Raw genomic sequence first — 20,825 nt, forward strand, 5'->3', positions numbered from 1 at the left:
TCTCATTGTCTGCATAAATAATAAATCCCCGGTATGCACACGAAAAGAGCATACTGGGGGTATTTGCCATGGCAGAATTTTCCCGGAACAGATTCTTTTCGTCTTTTCCCTCAGGACAGATGACCTTTGGGGTTAGCACGACCGAACTAAATAGAATATATCATGGGGAGTTAGGAATGTCAATCCAACATGAGATTGGGGAAAAACATGTTTTAAAGGCGAAGGTTGCATATGCCAAACCGAAAATAATCGGAAGCGGAGTGACGGGAAAGGGGTGGAACCGGAATCTGACTTTGTGAAAAAAAGAGACAAAGAAAGCGGTGCTAGGAAGCCGCATACTGCGAACAAATATCCGACACAGAAAGACAGAGAAACATAGGAAAATACGAGGGATTTCGCTGCCTGTACTTTATTGTATACAATTTAAGAAAATAAGGTTTTTCTCCGGAATGCGTTGGATTATATACAATTTCCGACTTGCTTTGCAAAGGGGGATATGCGATAATATGATGCGAAAACATTAAAAATTAAGGTAAGATAGAGGATTCAAAATTTAGGAGGAAATGGTATGAAAACCAACGATGAGGCACTGCTTAAGATCAAGTATGACGTGCTGCGCACAGTTTCCAGGCTGGCTTTTGAGGGCAGACTCGAGGAAGAGAGAGACAATATCCCGTTCAAACTGATCCCGGGCCCGAAGGCACAGTTCCGTTGCTGTGTATATAAGGAGAGAGAGATCATCCGTCAGAGAATCCGTCTCGCGGAAGGAAAATGTCCGAGTGACAAACAGAGTGACAATATCATTCAGGTTATCTCTTCTGCATGTGAGGAGTGTCCGATCACAAGATTCGTTGTAACCGATAACTGTCAGAAATGTATGGGTAAAGCCTGCCAGAACGCATGTAACTTTGGTGCGATCTCGATCGGCCGTGACCGTGCCCATATTGATCCGAGTGTCTGTAAAGAGTGCGGACGCTGTGCTCAGGCATGTCCGTACAATGCGATCGCTGAGCTGATCCGTCCGTGCCGCCGTGCATGTCCGGTAGATGCGATCACAATGGATCCGGAGACCGGAATCTGCCAGATCGATGAAAAGAAATGTATCCAGTGCGGTGCCTGCGTAAGAAGCTGCCCGTTCGGTGCAATTTCCTCCAAGGTATATGTTGTACAGGTGATCGAGGCGATCAAGGCCGGCAAGAAGGTCGTTGCCATGGTTGCTCCGGCTGCTGAAGGTGAGTTCGGCCAGGATATCACAATGGAGAGCTGGCGTACTGCATTAAAGAAGGTTGGCTTTGCCGATATGGTAGAGGTTGCCGCCGGTGCTGATATGACAGCAGCGTACGAGGCAATGGAATGGGCAGAGGCATTTAAGGAAGGCAAGAAGATGACGACCTCCTGCTGTCCGGCATTCGTAAATATGATCAAGAAACACTATCCGACTCTGATCGATAATATGTCCACAACGGTATCCCCGATGTGTGCGGTATCCAGAATGTTAAAAGCGATCGATCCGGAGACCGTTACCGTATTTATCGGACCGTGTATGGCAAAGAAGTCTGAGGCGGCTGACAAGTCCATCGAGAACAATGCAGATTATGTTCTGACCTTCGGTGAGGCCATCGAAATGCTGCGCGGAAAAGAAGTTGAGCTTGAGTCGGCTGAGGAGACAAAGCAGGAAGGCAGTGTCTTCGGAAAACGCTTCGGCAATGGCGGCGGCGTGACAAACGCAGTGATCGAGTGCTTCAAGGAAAAAGGTGAGAGCGCTGACGTTAAGGTTGCGCGCTGCAGCGGTGCGGCTGAGGTTAAGAAAGCCCTTCTTCTTCTCAAGGTCGGCAGACTTCCGGAAGATTTCATTGAGGGTATGATGTGCCAGGGCGGCTGCGTAGGCGGACCGAGCAACCTGAAACAGGAGATGACATTCAAGAAAGACCGCGACGCTGTGATCGCCAAAGCAGACGGCCGCGGAGTATGGGAGAACTTAAAGAATTACGATATGGATTCCTTCTCCATGCATCGCAGCTACGAGAAGCCGGAGGCTTAATGTAGGTTTACATAACATATGAATATGGCAGGGTGTCCGGCTGGGGCTGGCGGACATCTGTGAATAAAAGAACAGCATGTATTTTTCGGATTGGTTTCCGCGAAATGTATGCTGTTTTTTTATGTAACAGGAAATTCTGAGGAATTCCCTATTACACAAAAGATCCTGACGGTGCCAATGATGCACACTTGCGTGAAACTGTAGATTGTCGCAAGCGACCGCGCGAGGCGCGAGAATGTGCCAAAGCACGATCTTTTATGTTCACAAAACGCTGCCGGATATGATAAAATGGAACCAGATCATTTCGGTATTACAGGGAGCATGGACATGGGGAAACTGAACGATATTTACATACAGGAAAGCCTGAAGGTAATCCTGGAAAGTATTCCGGAATATACGGTGACGACGGTGGTTGCCCCGATGGGATACGGAAAAACCACGGCGGTCACCAGCTTTTTAAAGGGGCTTGGGAGTTCTGCGCTTATATTCCGCCTGAACATGCTGGCGGATGAGGGCAGTATCTTCTGGAGCAGCTTCTGCCGGAGCTTTCGGAATTTTCCAAAGCTGAGACAGGAATTCGTCGAGATGGGAATGCCGAAAAACGATGCGGCAAGAGCGCTGTTTCTTGAGATCCTGCTTGACGGTCTGGAGAGTGAGACGCGGGATATCTATCTGGTTTTAGACGATTTCCATCTTGTAAAAGAAGAGCCGATCCGGAAATTTCTCCTGTTTCTGATCAAACAGTTGCCGGAACAGTTCCGCCTTATCATCATGAGCCGGAGTGAGGTCTTTGAGGGACAGGAAAAGCAGGAGCTCGGACGCCGGCTTTTAGAGATCCGGAAAGAGGATCTGTGCCTGAAAAAACAGCAGATCTTTCAGTACGCGAAGCACTGTTCCGTCGCTTTAAGTGAGGCTCAGGGAGAGAACTTAAGCAAAATGACAGAAGGCTGGATCTCCATGATCTATCTGAATTTTAAGGAGCTTTCTTCGAGCGGACGGCTGCTTTCGGATGGAGAGTCCATCTATGATGGAATGAGAAAGCTGTTTTTTGACACGGTAGACGAGCTTCATAAAAAATTTCTCCGGGTCATGTCCGTGTCAGACGGATTTACCGCGGAACAGGCGGAGTTTTTATGGGGAGCTTCCTGTGAAAAGCTTCTGGAGGACCTGACTGCGGGAAACGCGTTTATCAGCTGCGACCGGACGACGGGAATCTATCGCTATCATCATATGTTGCTTGCATGTGCGAGGGAGGCGTTTTGTGAGCTTCCAAAAACGGAGCAGGATCAGTATTTACGAAATCTTGGCCGTTGGTATATGAAAAATAAAGAGATCCCGGAGGCGATCGAGACGTTTTACCGTGCCGGAGACTATGATTCCATGCTTGGGGCGCTGGAGACGACCCAGTCCTCCTGGCAGAGCAATGAGTACCGGAACCGTTTAAAGGTCTGGCTGGAACATTGTCCGCCGGAGATCTTAAAGAAGCATTATCTGGCTCAGATCATCTGCATGCGGCGGTTCTTTTTCTTTGGAATGATGCCGGAGATGATGAAGATGAAGGAATTTTTCCTTTCCTGCATGGAAGAGCCGGAAGATATCGACGAAAAACAGAGAAACCAGTATTTCGGTGAATTTTATATGAATATGAGCTTCCTGGAATACAACAAGATCTCCGCCATGAGTGTCCTTCACCGGAAAGCTGGTGGTCTGATGACGGAAAAGGCGGTGACGCTTGATACCACCAACAGCTGGACGTTCGGTTCGCCGTCGGTATTGTGGCTGTATCACAGCGGCAGCGGATCCCTTGACCGGGAAATGGACGAGATGCATGAGTGCATGCCATATTATTACCACCTGACAGAGGGACATGGGCAGGGGGCAGAGCACATGATGGCGGCGGAGGCTGCCTTTGACAGGGGGATGGATGCAGATGCGCAGATTGCCATGGAAAAGGCAGTGGACGCGGCAAAGCGCTACGGCCAGTGGGGGATCCGGACCTGCTGCCTCTTTTTAAAGATGCGGATGGCAGAAAAAAATGGCGGGTTTGAGACGCTCGAGGAGGAGAGGAAAAGCTTCCGCCGTGAGCTGATGGAAAACCGCCAGTATATCATGATCCACAGTCTGGATCTCTGCGACAGCTTTATTTCGGCTCTGCGCGGGGAGACGGAGAAGATCGTGCCGTGGGTTGCGAATGGTCTCCTGGAAAGCTCCTCCGTGTTAGGGGCAGCGATGGCATCAGCGTTTACGATCTACCATCAGGTTTTGCTGGCGCGGGGAGAATACTCAAAGCTTGCGGCGAGAAAAGAAAGCATGGAAAAGCAGTTTCTCGGAAACCGGGTGGTCTATGTCATGCCTGCGATCTATCTGGAGATTCAGCTCGCGGCGGCATTTTCACACCTTGGAAAGGAACAGGAGGCGGAAGCAGCGTTAAAGAAAGCTGCGGAGCTTGCCTTTGTTGACAGGATCTACATGCCGTTTGTGGAAAACATGGATCAGCTTCCGGCAAAGCTGTGGAAAACCTTTTCGGATGTGCCGGCTTATCAGGATGATCTGCGGCAGATCGCCGGGATCTGCGGGCGTTATAAGGGAATGACGCTCCCGGGAGCTCCCGGACATGATCTCTCAGGGCTTTCGGAGCGGGAGCTCGAGATCGCCAGACTGGCAGCGGAATACATCAGCAACCAGGAGATTGCCAGACGCCTGTTCCTGACCGAAAACACAGTGAAGACCCACATGAAAAACATCTATGCAAAGCTGGAGATCGGCGGCAGCAGCCGCGATAAAAGGCGGCAGCTGGAAAAGCTTTTTCAGTGAAAAAAATCCCTCAAAGGTTACTACTTAGGGGTGAGGACATGAAAAGAAAGCTTCTGTACAATATATGTATAGAGGCTTTTTTTGTGCAACAGCTTCTGAAGAATTCCAAAACACACAAAAAGATAGATTCTTTTTTATGCAGCAGGAGATCAGATTTTGGGGAGGGATCATATGAGAAAGAAATGGAAATCGCGGCTGAGGCAGGGGACGGCAGTTCTTCTTGCGGCTGCTATGGCGGCCGAGGGCGGTATGACGGCATACGGTTATATCAAACCGAAAAGCGGCAGACAGACCGTAGCCGGAAATGACGGAACAGGGATCAGCGAGACGGAAGACTGGATCGAAACATTTCCGAACGGTGTCTTTGCGTTTAAGGACAATGCAGTTTACTTAAAAGAGGGAGAGAAAAAGGAAAAGAAGCTCACGGTGTACCGTCTCGGCGGCCGGGATGGGGAGGCAACTGCCCATATCGCCCTGACACCTGCTGCGGCAGAGATGGAGGAAGATGGAGGAGAATTAAACACCGCGAACGCAGTGAGCTGGAACGATGTGAAGCTTAGGGTGGAGGATCCGGTCGGTACCGAATGGATCGCGACTTCGAGCTCTGCGGAGGCTGCAAGAGTGTCCTACACGGAGCTTGACACAGAGGCGGAGGACCCATTTGGCACCTTATTCGTTGACCTTACCTTTGTGGATGGTGAGTGGGTAAAGGATATCTTGATCTCCGCAGTGGACGATGATGAGCATGAGGCAGAGGAATTTCTTCTGGCTATGATCTATGACGCCTCCGGGGCGGAATTTAACGACTCCGCAAACCGTCTGACGGTATGCGTTACCGATAATGAAGAAACGATCGACAGTGAGATCGGCTTTGAAGTGTCGGACCTCCGTGTGGACCGGTCAGAGGGACAGGCACAGCTTGTCTTAAAACGCACCGGCGGTATCCAGTATGTGAGCCAGGTGGATTATTACACAGAGGATGGAACTGCGGAAGCCGGAAAAGACTATGTGAAGGCAGAAGGCAGCACCGGATTTGCGGGCGGGATCGATACGACGACGATCACCGTGGAGCTGATCAATGACAGGGAAGCTTCTCTTGATGAGGCGGACGATGTGACATTTACAGTCCATCTGAAGAATCCGAAGGCGGCGACACTGGCGGACGGTGGGGATACCATCGAAGTTTCCCTTTATAATACGAACAGTGCCGACAGGAAAAATCTTGCGACGCTGACCTACCTTCCGGATGCGGAGGATGCGTCAGACCGTCTTGTGATGAGTGATGAGGCGTTTGCTCCGGCAGAGGGCGATACCGTCCTGGCAGAGGTTGTTGAGAACGACGGGGAAACGGTGGAAGCGCTCGATATTACGCCGGTTCTCGGTGACGCGGAGAGCCAGCCGATGACACGGACGTTCCTCTACGAGGATGCACTCCAGTTTGGAAGCAATCAAGGATCCTGGAAGCAGTATGCCCGGATTGCCGGTTCAGCTCCGGGGGCATCTGACGATGTAAATGGATACGCAAACGCGGACTCCAGACGGAAGGAGGGAGAAGGAGGCTCCAACTGGTACTGGAAGTACGGAAAATATGTAGACTCCGGTACAGATAGGGATAGGACAAATTTCACATTTTCCGACAACGGATGGAAGATCGCAACAAATAATACGATCTACGCGAGACTCTATATCGATCATCTGTACGATAAATATGAATCACTCTATGTGGACAGTGACTATACATCCCACAAAAAAGCGGGAAAATACAATGCGACCTTTGCTTATGTCGGAAACCCGAATGATGAGTATCCGAAGGATATGGCCTACGGTGACGGACAGGACAATGTAAAAAGGTTTCTCAGAAATGAAGCCGCGGACAGCAATGTCATGTTTCGGAATGATGGTACCTTTATCTCGGAAAATTCCGGAAATTATAAGAGAAAAGCATTCTATCTCGGCGGACAGGCCGGATGCGGCTCTGACTCGAGGACAACAAACACGAAAACGACAGTAAACCTGTGGCAGGCTGTGACGAGCGGAAGTGTGTCGTATGATACACTGAAGAACTACAATTATCTGTACATGCGTGTTGAGTCCCAGGCAAACAAGAACATTACCGGAAGACAGCAGATCAGAAATGCGTATTTAAAACGAAATGCGTTTACGGACAACCCGATCCTCCGGATCCATACGGCGGATGACCAGATGCTGGACGATCTTCGCAATTACGGCTCCGATGCAAAGAGCGAAGCGGCGGATCAATTTATCCAGGAGAAGCTTGCCCCGTCCGTCAGGATCGAGGATGGCGGTACGGATGAATGGGGAAATCTGTACGTAGGCAGCCGGCTGAAGCTGACGGAAAACAGCCAGAGCGGCATCTATAAGTTCCATGACACGGTACGCCTGATCGACTGCCGGAGCCAGAAGATCGTGAATACGGCAATGCCGGATGGAAAGTCAGCGTCGATCACATTACTGCGGAATGACAATGAGCTGACAAACAGAAATGATAATTACTATGTGGACGTTCCGTTAGACAGAACGCAGAATTTCGTCTTAAACTTTTCCGCATCCATCGATAAGGACAATGACGGAAATAAGACGGCTGAGGAATATGAGTCCACAAAGTCCGGTCTGGAGAGCATGCTGAAAAACGCAACGATCACCCAGGGCGTGTACGATAAGAATCTCACAGAAGGGACCCATAAATATTATAAGGACCGGACGGTTGCCTTAGAAGGTCTTACAGTAAAGGATAACACCTTCTTCCTGACTGGTGTGAAGAACTTAAAGTCCGTCAATTTCCATCTGAAGCATGACGATGTGATCCTGTTCAACGGTGAACTGTATCAGGGCGACGAGGAGATCCCGGTAAGTCTTGCGGAGCTTTCCATGCAAACTCTGGAATTCCAGTTTTACGATTACACCGTTCTTGGACATGTACGCACGATGGAGATCGGCAGCATCGCAGAGGCGGCTCTTTATGTAGACTATAATAAGAACGGAAAGGTCGATGTTAAGCTGAATCCGGAGACAGGTCTCTATGAACTGGAGAAGGTAAACGGAAAGACAGATTTCTTCGTTCAGGCACTTGTGGATGACAGCTATGATATCGGAACCCTTGAACCGGTGGTTATCGAAGGAAAGACGTATGACCAGCTGGTATTTGTCCGCTACAATATGATCCCGCGCTGTTTGAGAGTTCCGCCGGGAGCTTCTGCGGATGAGACCTGCCAGATCGTTCCGAACTTTACGACGATCGTGACGAACGAGGAGCAGAAGTCACGCCTCACAAAGGAAATGCAGTCTTATCGCCAGATCAACGGCGGCGATACGATGACACAGAAGGTCTATACGGAAAAAGCTTCGGTAGGCTATGTTTCCTTCCCGCTTGGCGGTGATTATAATCCGGCAGAGTATAATGAAAACACGACTGACAGTAGGAATGCATATGTCTGGAATCCGGATTGGCACGGAGCGCTCTTAAAGGCTTTTGAGAACCCGGGCGAGATCCGGCTGGATGATACGATGATGACCACGGACCAGTATCCGGCGGCAACGGAGAAAGACCAGATCAATGCGTATCTCGGAAGTTTTCATGGAAATGATACATATGCGCTGACGATCCTCTACCGGGATCAGCTGGAAAATTCCAGACTCGGAAGCTTTTATGCGAGACCGTCCAAGGGATCCTTCTCCTTCAATCAGGATGAGATGCCGGTGGTACAGGCGGATCCGGATATCGAGCAGTCCGGTCAGGGCTCAAATCTCTCAAAGACAGATCCGAAGATCAAGCTTCCGAACCTGAACCTTGGTTTTGGCCCGGCGGAGCTGATCATGGATGGTGATACCGTCGGATTTTCCATCGGTATTCCGCTTTACAGTAAGAAGACGGAAACCGAGTATGTGGAGAAGGGAAACAATCTTCCGAATTCCAAGGAAACACCGAAGATCGAGAAGATCAGTAAGACAAAGACGGGAAATACCTTTACGGAATCCAGGGACGCATTAAATGACATGAAGAATGCGGTTGGATTTGGAGAAAAGGGGGAAAATGCGATCTCCCAGCTTCGCGACGCGGCAAGCAGGAAATCGAATACCCAGACAACCGGAACATACGGTACGAACTATGTCAAACCACAGGGAAAGACCAGTGAGAAAGGCTTTGATCTTGCCCTCAATATGACCTTCCTGTGGAAATACAGCCAGATCAGCAACAAGTTTGAATTCCAGCAGGCCGCGTTCCTTCTGGCGGCGGGCGGTTCTGTGAAGATGACAGTCTATCCGGAGCCTGTCCACGTTGTATATGTGTTTGTTGTATTTGGCGCAGATCTTGAGGTCCAGACAGGGCTGGAGGTCGAGGAGTATACAAAGGCGGATGGCACAAGGGGAAGTAAGGTGATCTTCTCCGGTGTTGAGATCAGCCCGACGGTCTATATCGAGGCAGGCGGCGGTGTCGGCGTGGAGGTCGCAAATGTAGAGCTTTACCTGAAGTTCTCTGTGGCGATCGCAGCATCCTTTGGAACAAAAGACGCGGCAGCAAGCTTTGATAAATTTGTAACGACCGGTGCGGTCGGCATGAGGATCACACTTCTTTTCTTAAGCTATGAGATGGATCTTATCGGCTATGAGACTGGCTATGATAAGAGCCGATCTGATGACGGAGAGAACACATGGTTCTTCCGCTGGCATGCGCTTGGAGAGAATTTCGGCGGCGGGACAAGAAGTCTCATAAGATCGAGAAAGAGCATCGACGATGCCTACGAGGAACGTGGAATCCACATCCTGTGGCCGGAGGATCGGGAATACGACCAGTGGATTTATGCGCCGGAGGACAATCTTCCTGATCCGTCCTCAAGAGCGATCCAGTTAAATGATATGCCGTTTGAGGTCAGCGGTTTCGGTTCTTCCGCCAGTGCCTATAAGCTGGCAGAAAATCTTGGAAGTGGTACAAGATACCAGCTTCTCACCTGGACGGACGAGCGGGGAGAGGACCATAACTATCTGCTCTATGTGATCAGCAAGGACCTGACAAAGAACAGTCAGGAACGCGACAACAACATGCAGGACAGCAAGCTTGTCCTTTCAGAGCTTGTATCAAAATCGGAAGAAGGAAATACGGGACTTGGTCTTGTAAATCCGTTTGAGCCGGATGGCAGTGAGCTGTATGTCGTTGTAGACAAAAATCTCGGAACTCCGGATGCAGCGGGGGATCTGGATTTCTTCGGATCTGTCGATGAGAACGGAACGCTCCATGTTTCATGGGTGAGCTATAAGGGAACAGGTCTGCTCCCGCAGAATGCGTCCCCATCCAATGCAGCTTATCTCATGAGCCGGAATACAGTTGTAAAAACAACAAAGATCCGGCTTGGTGGAACATCCACGAAGGAAGACTCTCGTGTGACAGAGATTGTCCGTGAATGGAACGAGAGCGAGCCAAACGGTTATCGTTTCCAGCCGGTATCTGCCGGGAATGACCTTGTGGTATTCTCTGAGGCACAGCCGTACGGAAAGGATGATCTGGAGAGCAGAAAAGAAGCGTATGACGAGTACTTTGATACAAGAAACGGAGAAACCATCAGTGAGGATCACAAAGAAGGAACCGGAGATCCCCATGCAGCGGCAAACGCGGCGGTAAACTACGATATCGACCGCGTATATGGTGATTATTCCTTCTTGAACTTTGCGGTCGCAAGTTCCTCGAATGCATCTGAAAAATGGAAGGTCTATGCGGCAAGCCCGTCCGACGCCTGGAAGGAAAACCATACGAGGATCGACAGCATCGTGATGCGGAAAGTGGATGATGCCGGCACTTATTATCTCGCGTACAGCACGACCGGAGTTCAGATCGACGGAAGCGATGAGAAGAGCAGCGTAAAACAGCTTTTCCTGCAGAAGATCACGCTTTCGGAAGATGACAGGGAACCAGAGATCGGTACCCCGGTACTGTTATACACCCTGATCGATAATGACAAGGATTCCGAGAGGGACGGTATTTACAAGGGCGGATCCCTCGAACAGCCGTTTGAGAATCCGTACTTTACAAACCTGAATTTCCTTCATGGGGCACTTCATATGTCTGCTGACGGAACGCCGGAGGCGGAAGATTTCTTCCTCTTTGGCATGAACGGAAATACGTATGTGATCGATGAAGAGGATGTGAAGTCCCTGTTGGGCGATGGAACCGGCGGAGCAGTAACAGTGATCCCGTTCTTTACGCCGTCCCTGTATCAGGATTCCGATGGAAATGAGAGACAGGAGGCGGATGTCCGCTCCGATGTGATTATTGGCGCAGACGGAGACGGAAATCTCTCTGCGGTCTATACGGATACCGTGGCAGATACGGTGAATAACGCACTGTACATCAGCCGTTATGACGCATCCATCGGGTCCTGGGGCGCGCCGGTGATGCTGGCGATGAACCACATGCAGGTCTATGAGGATACTGCAGGAAGCGGGCTGGATCATGAGACGATCCGGGACTATTATTTCGATGAAGCCCACAAGGGCGGCATGGACCGGTTTATCTTTGCGGCACCGGCGATCGCTCTCGGGCAGAAAAAGTCCGCGGCAGTGATCACTCCTGACACCGGAGAGGATGAGAATGGCAGCGATGCCGGTATCCAGACAGGAGAAAACGGCGGTGCGGAAGGAACGGATCTGTTACAGGATGAAAAGGCGGCAACGCTTCTGATCGTGACGAAGGGAACCCTGACGAAGCTTACAGAAGCAGAACCGTATCAGAATCGTTATGGCAAAGAGGTGAAGGAGATTATTCCGGCGACAAGAAATGGCCGGATGGCATCTGACACCGGCTACTATGCGATCTCTTATGGAATCGGAAACCAGAAGATCGGGGAAGCTTCCCTGAAATTTGACTCCTACAATTTCGTGGAGGGCGCATGCCTGACACCTCAGATCTCTTTCCGGAACAGCGGAGATACGGCGATCCGTGCGAGCGAGGCAAATTCTGCAACCATCAGACTTATGGCAGCGAAGCTTAACGAGGATGGTTCCGTAAACGGAGAGGCAAAGGAGCTCATGAGCTGGACGGTGAAGGAGAATATCCTCGCAGGCGCGAAGGCAGATACCTCGGAACTTGTGGATGCGTCCGGTCTGAAAGCCCAGACGAAAGCACTTCCGGCAGGGATCGATGAGATGACCCTGTACTTTACGATCTCGGAGGATCAGAGCTATTTCCATGAAAACGCGTTCTCCTGGAGCTCGGTCGGAACGGCAAATGCAAGCTATGTTGTCGGGAAAAAACCGGAGCTTGGCTTTGGCTATCTGAAGGTCGGAGCGGAAGGTCACACGACGATCACGACAAGAAGCCGGACAAGGGCGGCGGGAGAGCCGACGGTTGAGGTTTATGCGGATATGCAGATCAACAATACCGGCACAGAACCTGCAGAGGGTCTGAAGATCAAGGTCGAGTATTCGAAGATCAAGGAGAATAACGGTGTTGAGGAGACGGTCTGGTATCCGGTCGATACAGAGGAAGAAGCCCTGATCGCCGGACCGGAGTGGAAGCTTGACAAGGCAACCTCTCTCTTCAGCCTCTTTAGAAGGAGCGCCGGCAGTGATGGAATCTTTACTCTGAAGGATCAGGACGGGAATGTGGTCAACACCCTGAGCGCAAGATCCGCGATCAACGTGACAGGAACCATGAAGCTTCCGGTTTCCTGCTACGATGAGAAGGACCCGACAAAGTCCATGAATCTCAGATTTACGATTCTTGCCGGGGACGAGGCAGAGGGCTATGAGTACACAACCGACAATAACAGCCTTTACAGAAGTCTGGAGCCGGTCAGCCTCTTTGAGGTTCCGGATACCTTAAACCTGATCCTTGGAAATACCGTGGAGATCCCGGTGGGAATCAGCAATACAAGAGTGACGGAGGAACCGTCCGTGACGGTCCGTGAGGTCAGCGGTGCTGACGGAAGAGAGGAGAAGTATCTTGGAAGTCTCTTCTACAACGCGGATACAAAGAAGCTTACCATCACACCGGAGAAGACGGGAACCGGAATTATCCGTATCGCAGATCTGAAAACAGGTTCGTTTACTGATATGGCATTCGCTGTCAACACAGAGGGTGTCAACATCGTGACAACAAACCCTGCACTGACATTCACGGATGGAAAGGAGGCGTTCCGGGATGAGACCTCCTACAGCACCTTCACAGATGTATTCCCGTATATGAGAGACACCTGTAAGGGATATCAGGATGGAACATTTACATTCGACACCTTTGCGGACAACATGGATCTCTACTTTAAAGGAAAGGTAAAGGTTGCGATCCGCGGAAATGATTTCGGCTTTATCGAGACGGAATATGAGAGCGACAGCTTCTTCAATCCGGTTGCGGTGAACTTTGGAAACCATGAACTGAAAAAGTGCAAGGTGGAAGTCACAGTTACCGGTGAGATGACAGAATTCGATAAATATGTGGAATTTTATGGACCGCGGGGACTTGATTCCGATAAGAATCTTCAGGAGGAGATCGAAAAGAATAAGGATACGGCGAAGCCGTTGATCCTGTATGGAAAGAGTATCCCGAAAGCCGGCACGGTAAAGACCGGTGAGACGATCCTGTTCCCGGTATGGTTTGCGGACAATACGGGAATCCAGGCAGCGACGATTGACGGAAAGACAGCAGATCTCGTATCCAATACCGGAAACCGGCTTGCAAAATCCGAGCTTTCGATCAATAAGAACGGAACGTATCAGATCCTTGTCCGCGATGCGGCAGGACTTGAGACGATGAAGACGCTGCAGGTCGACTGGTTTGATGAGAATGGAACACTTACGAATGATTCCTGGCCGGAGGGCACCGTGAAGATCACGGATAAGGACGGAAAGGAACCGGCAGACGGAGAAAAGCTGGATGAGGGCAATGCGTATCTTGTATACACAAGCTCGGATGCAACCGATACTGCAAAGGTATCTGAGCTGGAGCTTTCTTCTAAAAAATCGATCAGCGAGAAGCAGGTTTTGGCAGAACAGGAGGATCCATATCAGTTTGCACTTGCGAAAAACGGACTGTATATTGTCCGGTCCACGAATCGTGACGGGCTTACGCAGCTGCAGATCATTCCTGTGGCAGACATCGATCTTGAGAAACCGGTTGTAAATGTCATGTGGATCAAGAAAGACGGCGAAGATAAGATCTACATGGAAGTGGTCGCTCCTGACTCTGAGGAAGAGAAGAAAAAGGTTACCTGGGAACTTGTAGAGAGCGACGATCCGGATAGAGGTGCGGATGAGATCCAGTTGAGTCAGAGTGATGATCCGACGGATTATATCCAAAATTACATCAAGATTCCGGATGAGGTCAAAAATTACTTTATTCTCAGGGCAACGACCGCTGACGGAAAGAAAACAGCGCAGAAAGTTTATGATAACCAGGCGAAGCTTCGAAACATCGAATTTTCGTCAACAGGTCTCACCTGGGGAACCGAGTTCACACCGGAGATCACAAGCTATCGCATCAATGTAGGAAAGGATCAGGACGGAAATCCTGTGATCCCACAGATTGAGAAGGCGGAAAGCCTGACAGGACGGGGAATCGTTACGATCAGCCAGGCAGAAGCTTCGCAGGATAAGCGGACGGCAGAGATCAAGGTGGAAGAAAATGGAAAGACAAATGTCTATACGTTCCGCTTTACCGTAGATGGCTGTACCTGTGGATTTTACGGACTTACGATCGCCGGGGAAGAAGATCAGAAGATCGAGACGGATAAAGACACCGTGGAGATCCCGCTGGAGCCGAAGGCGGAGCGGAAGACCTGTGATGTTGCCGGACATATGGCAGCGCCGCTGACTTACACGTATGAGATCCTCTCCGGTGCGGATATCGCGTCTGTGGATCAGGATACGGGAATCCTCACTGTGAAGGATCAGGGCGATGTGAGAGTGAAGGTCACAGCGACAGGTGCTTTTGCGGGCAGCATGTCGGAGGAGAATGAATTCCATGTGACGAAGCTCTGCGAGGCGAAGGTTGTGAATTACCATGGCGGTACTGTAACGCAGGAGAGCCAGGTATTGAAGAAAGGGGAGATATTTGAATCAGAGGCATCCGAAGGAAAAGGCTTTGTATTCCTCGGGTGGAGAATTGCCGGAGAAGAAAATTACCTGACTACGGAAAATAAGCTTACCATGACCATGGAACAGTCCACAGAGCTGGAAGCAGTCTTCCGGGATGTGGAGGATCCGACCGGTGAGCTGATACTCGGGGAGAATTCCTGGAAGTCATTCTTAAATAAAGTGAGCTTCGGTCTCCTTTTCCAGGAGGATGTGGAGGTTGAGATCATTGCGGATGACAACGACCATGTGGCTTCCATCGAGCACTACGAGTACAAGGTGCCGGAAGGAACCGGAAAAGAAGTGGAAGGGCTTACAAGAGAAGAGCTGGCGAACGTGGAATGGAAAGACTGGGCATGGGCTGACATTGAAGCGGACAGCAAGTCCATCGTCTACGCGAAGATCACCGATGATGCAGGGAATTATATTATCATCAACAGCCAGGGAATCATCGTGGACAGCACCGGGCCGAAGATCGAGCAGATCTCGGCGAGCCGGTGGACTCTGACTCCGTATGAGATCGGCATCCGTATTTTAGATGATCTGACAGATGTTGCGAAAGTGACATATCAGGAATACGATCAAAAAGAGCGGAATCTGGAGCTTGAGGATGACGGAACTGTTGAAATCACCCTGTATCATGCGGGAAAATACAATGTAGTATTTAGAGCGTGGGATGAGACAGGAAATGAAAGTATCCTTACGATTCCGGTAGAACTTACGCAGGGTAGAAGCGGTGGATCAGCAAAAGAGCGCAATTCTGCGGCGGGGTCTGGAAATGGAACAGTCCGCAGACGGAAACTTTTCAAGGCGGACGGCAGTCGGGCGTTCAATGAGTGGGTATTCAAGAACAGTCACTGGTATTACGGTGACGCAGACGGATACACGCATATCGGATGGCTGCTCGATGCATCCGGACACTGGTACTATCTGGACACAGACGGAAGAATGGCAACGGGCTGGAGATCCGTGAACGGAAAGTGGTACTATCTGGACGCAGACGGAAGAATGGCGACAGGCTGGAGATCCGTAAACGGAAAGTGGTATTATCTGAATGAGAACGGAGATATGGCAGCGGGCTGGATCTTTGTGAACGGAAGATGGTACTATCTGAACGCGGACGGAGATATGGCGATCGGCTGGATCCTTGTGAACGGAGTCTGGTATTACCTGAATCCGATGGCAGGAGTCCTTGATCCGGGTGGAAATCCGATACCGGAGGGCGCAATGTACGTAAGTGCTGTGACGCCGGATGGCTATCATGTCGGAGTATCCGGGGCGCTGATCGGAAGATAACAGACAGGGGCAGATATCGAAAATGATATCTGCCCCTGTTTTTATGTGCTTTATCTAAGTTAGATAAGAATCCCACCTTTTTCAGGTGGTAGTAACAGCAAATTCGTCTCAGTGGAAGTCAGTTTTCGACTGAGACGAATTTGTATTTAGAAGCTTATGGTATGTAGATTACAACCGGCACTTATTGACACGCTTGGAAGAAAGTTCTTCCACCTTCTTTAACGTCTTCGCCAGATTCGGATCCACATATTCCTCTTTTTCAAGGTTTTTCTGAGCTGTGGAAAGCATCAGCTTGATACGGTTTAACTGGTTTACCTCACTGGCCCCCGGATCATAGTCGACGGCGATGATGTTTGCCTTGGGGTTCGCGTAGCGAAGCTCCTTGATGACACCTTTTCCGACGATATGGTTCGGCAGGCAGCCGAAAGGCTGGACGCAGACGATGTTGTTGACACCGCTCTTGATGAGCTCCAGCATCTCACCGGTCAGGAACCAGCCCTCACCGGTCTGGTTTCCGAGGGAGACAAAACCGTTTGCCATCACTGCCAGATCCTTGATCCTTGAAGGCGGAGTGAAGTGAGTGCTCTTTTCGAGAGCAATTCTTGCGGCCTTTCTCATGTACTCGAGAAGGGAGATCGCCATGTTGCAGAGGTGTGCCGTGGAGCGCTTCATTCCCAGATTATCTGCCTTGAAGTTGCTGTTGTAGAAGCAGTAAAGCAGGAAATCCATGAGATCCGGCATTACCGCCTCAGCGCCCTCGGACTCTAAGAGCTCCACGATATGGTTGTTGGCGGTCGGTGAGAATTTCACGAGGATCTCTCCGACGATTCCGACCTTCGGCTTGTGGACATTCGTGCGCTCTAAGTTATCGAAGTCGTGGATGATGCCGCGGATATTTTTCACAAAGGTCATCATTCCGGCGCTCTTTGTGGAGAGTGCTTTGACACAGATCTTCTTCCATTTCTCGTGGAGCGCATTTGCGGAGCCTGGAACGGCCTCGTAAGGTCTTGTAGCGTAGAGAACACGCATAAATACATCACCGTATACAACAGCCTGAAGAGCCTTCACAAGCATGGACGGCGTGTAGGTGAAGCCCGGATTCGTCTCCATACCGTTCGCGTTGATGGAGATGACCGGGATCTGCGCCATTCCGGCTTTTTCGAGTGCGCGGCGGATAAATCCGATGTAGTTCGACGCACGGCAACCGCCTCCGGTCTGGCTCATGAGGACGGCCGTGTGGTCGAGATCATACTTTCCGGACAGCAGGGCATCCATGATCTGTCCGATGACGATCAGGGACGGGTAGCAGGCGTCATTGTTTACATATTTTAATCCCGTATCCACGGCTGTCTTGTCATCGTTCTGGAGAACGACGAGGTTGTAGCCGAAGCTGCGGATCGCCGGTTCGATGAGCTCGAAGTGGATCGGGGACATCTGCGGGCAGAGCAGCGTGTAGTTCTTTTTCATCTCCTTCGTGAAGATCACACGGTTGTAGGAGCTGGACACGATATTTCTCGTGTAGCGGCGCTCCTCGCGGACACGCAGGGCGGAGATGAGGGAACGGATACGGATCCTTGCGGCTCCGAGGTTGTTGACCTCATCGATCTTTAAGACCGTATAGATCTTACCGGATCGGGTGAGAATATCACTGACCTGATCGGTGGTCACGGCGTCGAGACCGCAGCCGAAGGAATTTAGCTGGACGAGATCCAGGTTATCCTGTGTCTTTACAAAGGTCGCCGCCGCATAGAGGCGGGAGTGGTACATCCACTGGTCGGTAACGACGAGCGGGCGCTCCACCTTTCCTAAATGGGATACGGAGTCCTCCGTGAGGACAGCGAAACCATAGGAGGTGATCATATCGGCGATGCCGTGATTGATCTCCGGATCGATGTGGTACGGACGTCCCGCAAGGACGATGCCGTGTTTGCCGGTATCTTTTAAGTACTGTAAGACTTCCTCGCCTTTCTTCTCCACATCGGTTCTCGCCTGCGCGAGTTCATCCCAGGCCTTCTTAGCGGCCTTCTTCGTCTCGGATTCCGGAATATCGAATTCCTTCTTAAAGACTTCCTGAAGCTGCTTTGAAAGGATCTCCTCACTTGTGAACGCCATGAACGGATTTAAGAACTTCACGTCCTTTTCCTTTAATTCCTCCATGTTGTTCTTGATGTTCTCCGAATAGGAGGTGACCATTGGGCAGTTGTAGTGGTTTCCGGCTCCTGGAACCTCTTTCCGCTCGTAAGGAATACACGGATAGAAGATAAACGGCACATCGCGTTTAATGAGCCAGGAAATGTGTCCGTGGGCAAGCTTTGCCGGGTAACATTCAGACTCACTCGGGATTGTCTCGATGCCCAGCTCGTAGATCTGGTGGCTGGACTGTGGGGACAGCATCACGCGGAAGCCGAGCTCCTTAAAGAAGGTTGCCCAGTACGGGAAGTTCTCGTACATGTTGAGAACCCGCGGGATTCCCACAACGCCGCGGGTCGCCTTGTCGGCTGTCAACGGCTCATAGTCGAAGAGTCTGTGATACTTCCATGTAAAGAGGTTCGGGATGTCACGTTTTGCCTTTTCCACGCCGAGACCGCGCTCACAGCGGTTTCCGGAAATATACTGACGTCCACCCTCGAACCGGTTGATCGTCAGGACACAGTGGTTTACGCATCCGCGGCAGCGGCTCATGGTTGTCGTGTAGGTCAAATTGATCATATCGTCCAGAGAGAGCATCGTCGTCTCATGGGGACGGTGCATGTAACGCTCACGGGCGATCAGTGCCGCACCGAAGGCACCCATGATACCTGCGATATCCGGGCGGACGGCATTGCAGCCGGAGATCCGCTCGAAGCTTCGGAGGACTGCGTCATTGTAGAAGGTTCCGCCCTGTACAACGACGTTCTTTCCGAGGTCGCCGGCGGAAGTGATCTTGATGACCTTAAACAGGGCATTCTTGATAACAGAGTAGGCGAGGCCGGCGGAGATATCCGCAACGGAAGCACCCTCTTTCTGCGCCTGTTTTACGTTGGAGTTCATGAATACGGTACATCTCGTTCCGAGATCCACCGGATTCTGGGCAAAAAGTGCCGCCTTTGCGAAATCCTGAACGCTGTAGTTTAAGGATTTTGCGAAGGTCTCGATGAAGGAACCGCAGCCGGAGGAACATGCCTCGTTGAGCTGGACACTGTCCACGGTGCCGTCCTTGATGCGGATACATTTCATATCCTGACCACCGATATCGAGGATGCAGTCTACGGACGGATCGAAGAATGCCGCCGCGTAGTAGTGGGAGATCGTCTCGACCTCGCCCTCATCCAGCATGAAGGCCGCCTTTAAGAGGGCCTCGCCGTAGCCGGTGGAGCAGGAGTAGGCGATCTTCGCGCTGTCCGGAAGCAGGGACTTGATCTCCTTTATGGAAGAGATCGCGGTCGCCAACGGGCTTCCGTTGTTGCTGCTGTAAAAGCTGTAGAGCAGGGAACCATCCTCGCCGACGAGTGCCACCTTCGTTGTGGTGGAACCGGCATCGATTCCTAAGAATACATTTCCCTCATAGGTGGCGAGGTCGCCGCGGCGGACCTTGTACTGGTCATGGCGGTCGGTGAATTCCTTATAATCTGCCTCATCCTTAAATAAAGGCTGCATTCTCTTTACTTCAAATTTCATCTTGATGCCGCCGGAAAGATCTGCGATCAGCTTATCAAGAGAGAAGATCTCCGCGTGATCCTTCGCATTCATGGCAGCGCCGACGGCAGCGAAAAGATGGGAGTGGTCCGGGGCGATGATCGCGTCACCGGTTAAATTTAAGGTGCGGATAAAGGCGTTTCGAAGCTCCGGTAAAAAGTGCAGCGGACCGCCGAGGAACGCTACGTTTCCGCGGATCGGTTTTCCGCAGGCAAGACCGCTGATGGTCTGGTTCACAACCGCCTGGAAAATAGAGGCTGCAAGATCCTCACGGGTCGCACCGTCGTTGATCAGCGGCTGGATATCAGACTTTGCGAATACGCCGCAGCGGGCAGCGATCGGGTAGATCGCCTTATAATTTTTTGCATATTCATTCAGACCGGCAGCATCCGTCTGTAATAAGGAAGCCATCTGGTCGATAAAGGAACCGGTACCTCCGGCGCAGATCCCGTTCATACGCTGGTCGATTCCGCCTGTAAAGTAGATGATCTTCGCGTCCTCGCCGCCAAGCTCGATGGCGACATCCGTCCGCGGAGCGTAGTCCTGAAGTGCGGTCGCAACCGCTACGACTTCCTGGACAAATGGAATATGTAAGTAACCCGACAGAGTGAGTCCGCCGGAACCTGTAATATTGGGCCGTAAAGAGAGTTCACCGAGTTCTCCCTTACACTTTTTCAGAAGCGAGGCCAGGGTTTCCTGGATATTGGCGTAATGCCGCTCATAATCCGCGAATAAAATTTTGTTGTTGTCGTCGATCACGGCAACTTTTACAGTAGTGGAACCGATATCGATTCCAAGACGATAGCATTGATTCATACGAGCGGGGAGTTCTCCCCATACCTCCTTTTCAACAGAAAAAAACGAGCCGTCCGCAAAAAGCAGGCAGCCAGCCGGAATGCGGGCATCAACATGCCGAACCGTT

At 51.0% G+C, this 20,825-nt stretch carries 4 protein-coding genes; 3 read left to right on the top strand and 1 reads right to left on the bottom strand.

The window, feature by feature from the left end:
• Positions 1 to 568: 568 nt before the first annotated feature.
• The 3 genes from ACXMYH_RS01685 (at position 569) to ACXMYH_RS01695 (ending at position 16,228) form a co-directional block, all read left to right on the top strand.
• Positions 569 to 2,041: a 4Fe-4S dicluster domain-containing protein gene (locus ACXMYH_RS01685; protein WP_486555398.1), complete on the top strand. Its 1,473-nt coding sequence runs from the start codon at positions 569 to 571 to the stop codon at positions 2,039 to 2,041.
• A gap of 327 nt (positions 2,042 to 2,368) precedes the next feature.
• A complete protein-coding gene (locus ACXMYH_RS01690) occupies positions 2,369 to 4,855 on the top strand; it encodes a helix-turn-helix transcriptional regulator (protein ID WP_486555399.1) in 2,487 nt (828 codons plus the stop codon).
• A gap of 171 nt (positions 4,856 to 5,026) precedes the next feature.
• Positions 5,027 to 16,228, top strand: coding sequence for a Calx-beta domain-containing protein (locus ACXMYH_RS01695; protein ID WP_486555400.1), 11,202 nt, complete (start codon positions 5,027 to 5,029; stop codon positions 16,226 to 16,228).
• Positions 16,229 to 16,396: 168 nt separating this feature from the next.
• On the opposite strand, the gene ACXMYH_RS01700 is transcribed toward ACXMYH_RS01695, so the two are convergent.
• On the bottom strand, positions 16,397 to 20,719 hold the full coding sequence (locus ACXMYH_RS01700; protein ID WP_486555401.1) for an acyl-CoA dehydratase activase-related protein: 4,323 nt from the start codon (positions 20,717 to 20,719) through the stop codon (positions 16,397 to 16,399).
• Between the last annotated feature and the right edge of the window lie 106 nt (positions 20,720 to 20,825).

It is taken from the genome of Pilosibacter sp. NGB245 (assembly GCF_057397225.1).

Bases quoted from the DNA above. Each gene is read 5' to 3' on its own strand.
- ACXMYH_RS01700 (WP_486555401.1), bottom strand. From the start codon at position 20,719: ATGAATCAATGCTATCGTCTTGGAATCGATATCGGTTCCACTACTGTA.
- ACXMYH_RS01695 (WP_486555400.1), top strand. From the start codon at position 5,027: ATGAGAAAGAAATGGAAATCGCGGCTGAGGCAGGGGACGGCAGTTCTT.
- ACXMYH_RS01690 (WP_486555399.1), top strand. From the start codon at position 2,369: ATGGGGAAACTGAACGATATTTACATACAGGAAAGCCTGAAGGTAATC.
- ACXMYH_RS01685 (WP_486555398.1), top strand. From the start codon at position 569: ATGAAAACCAACGATGAGGCACTGCTTAAGATCAAGTATGACGTGCTG.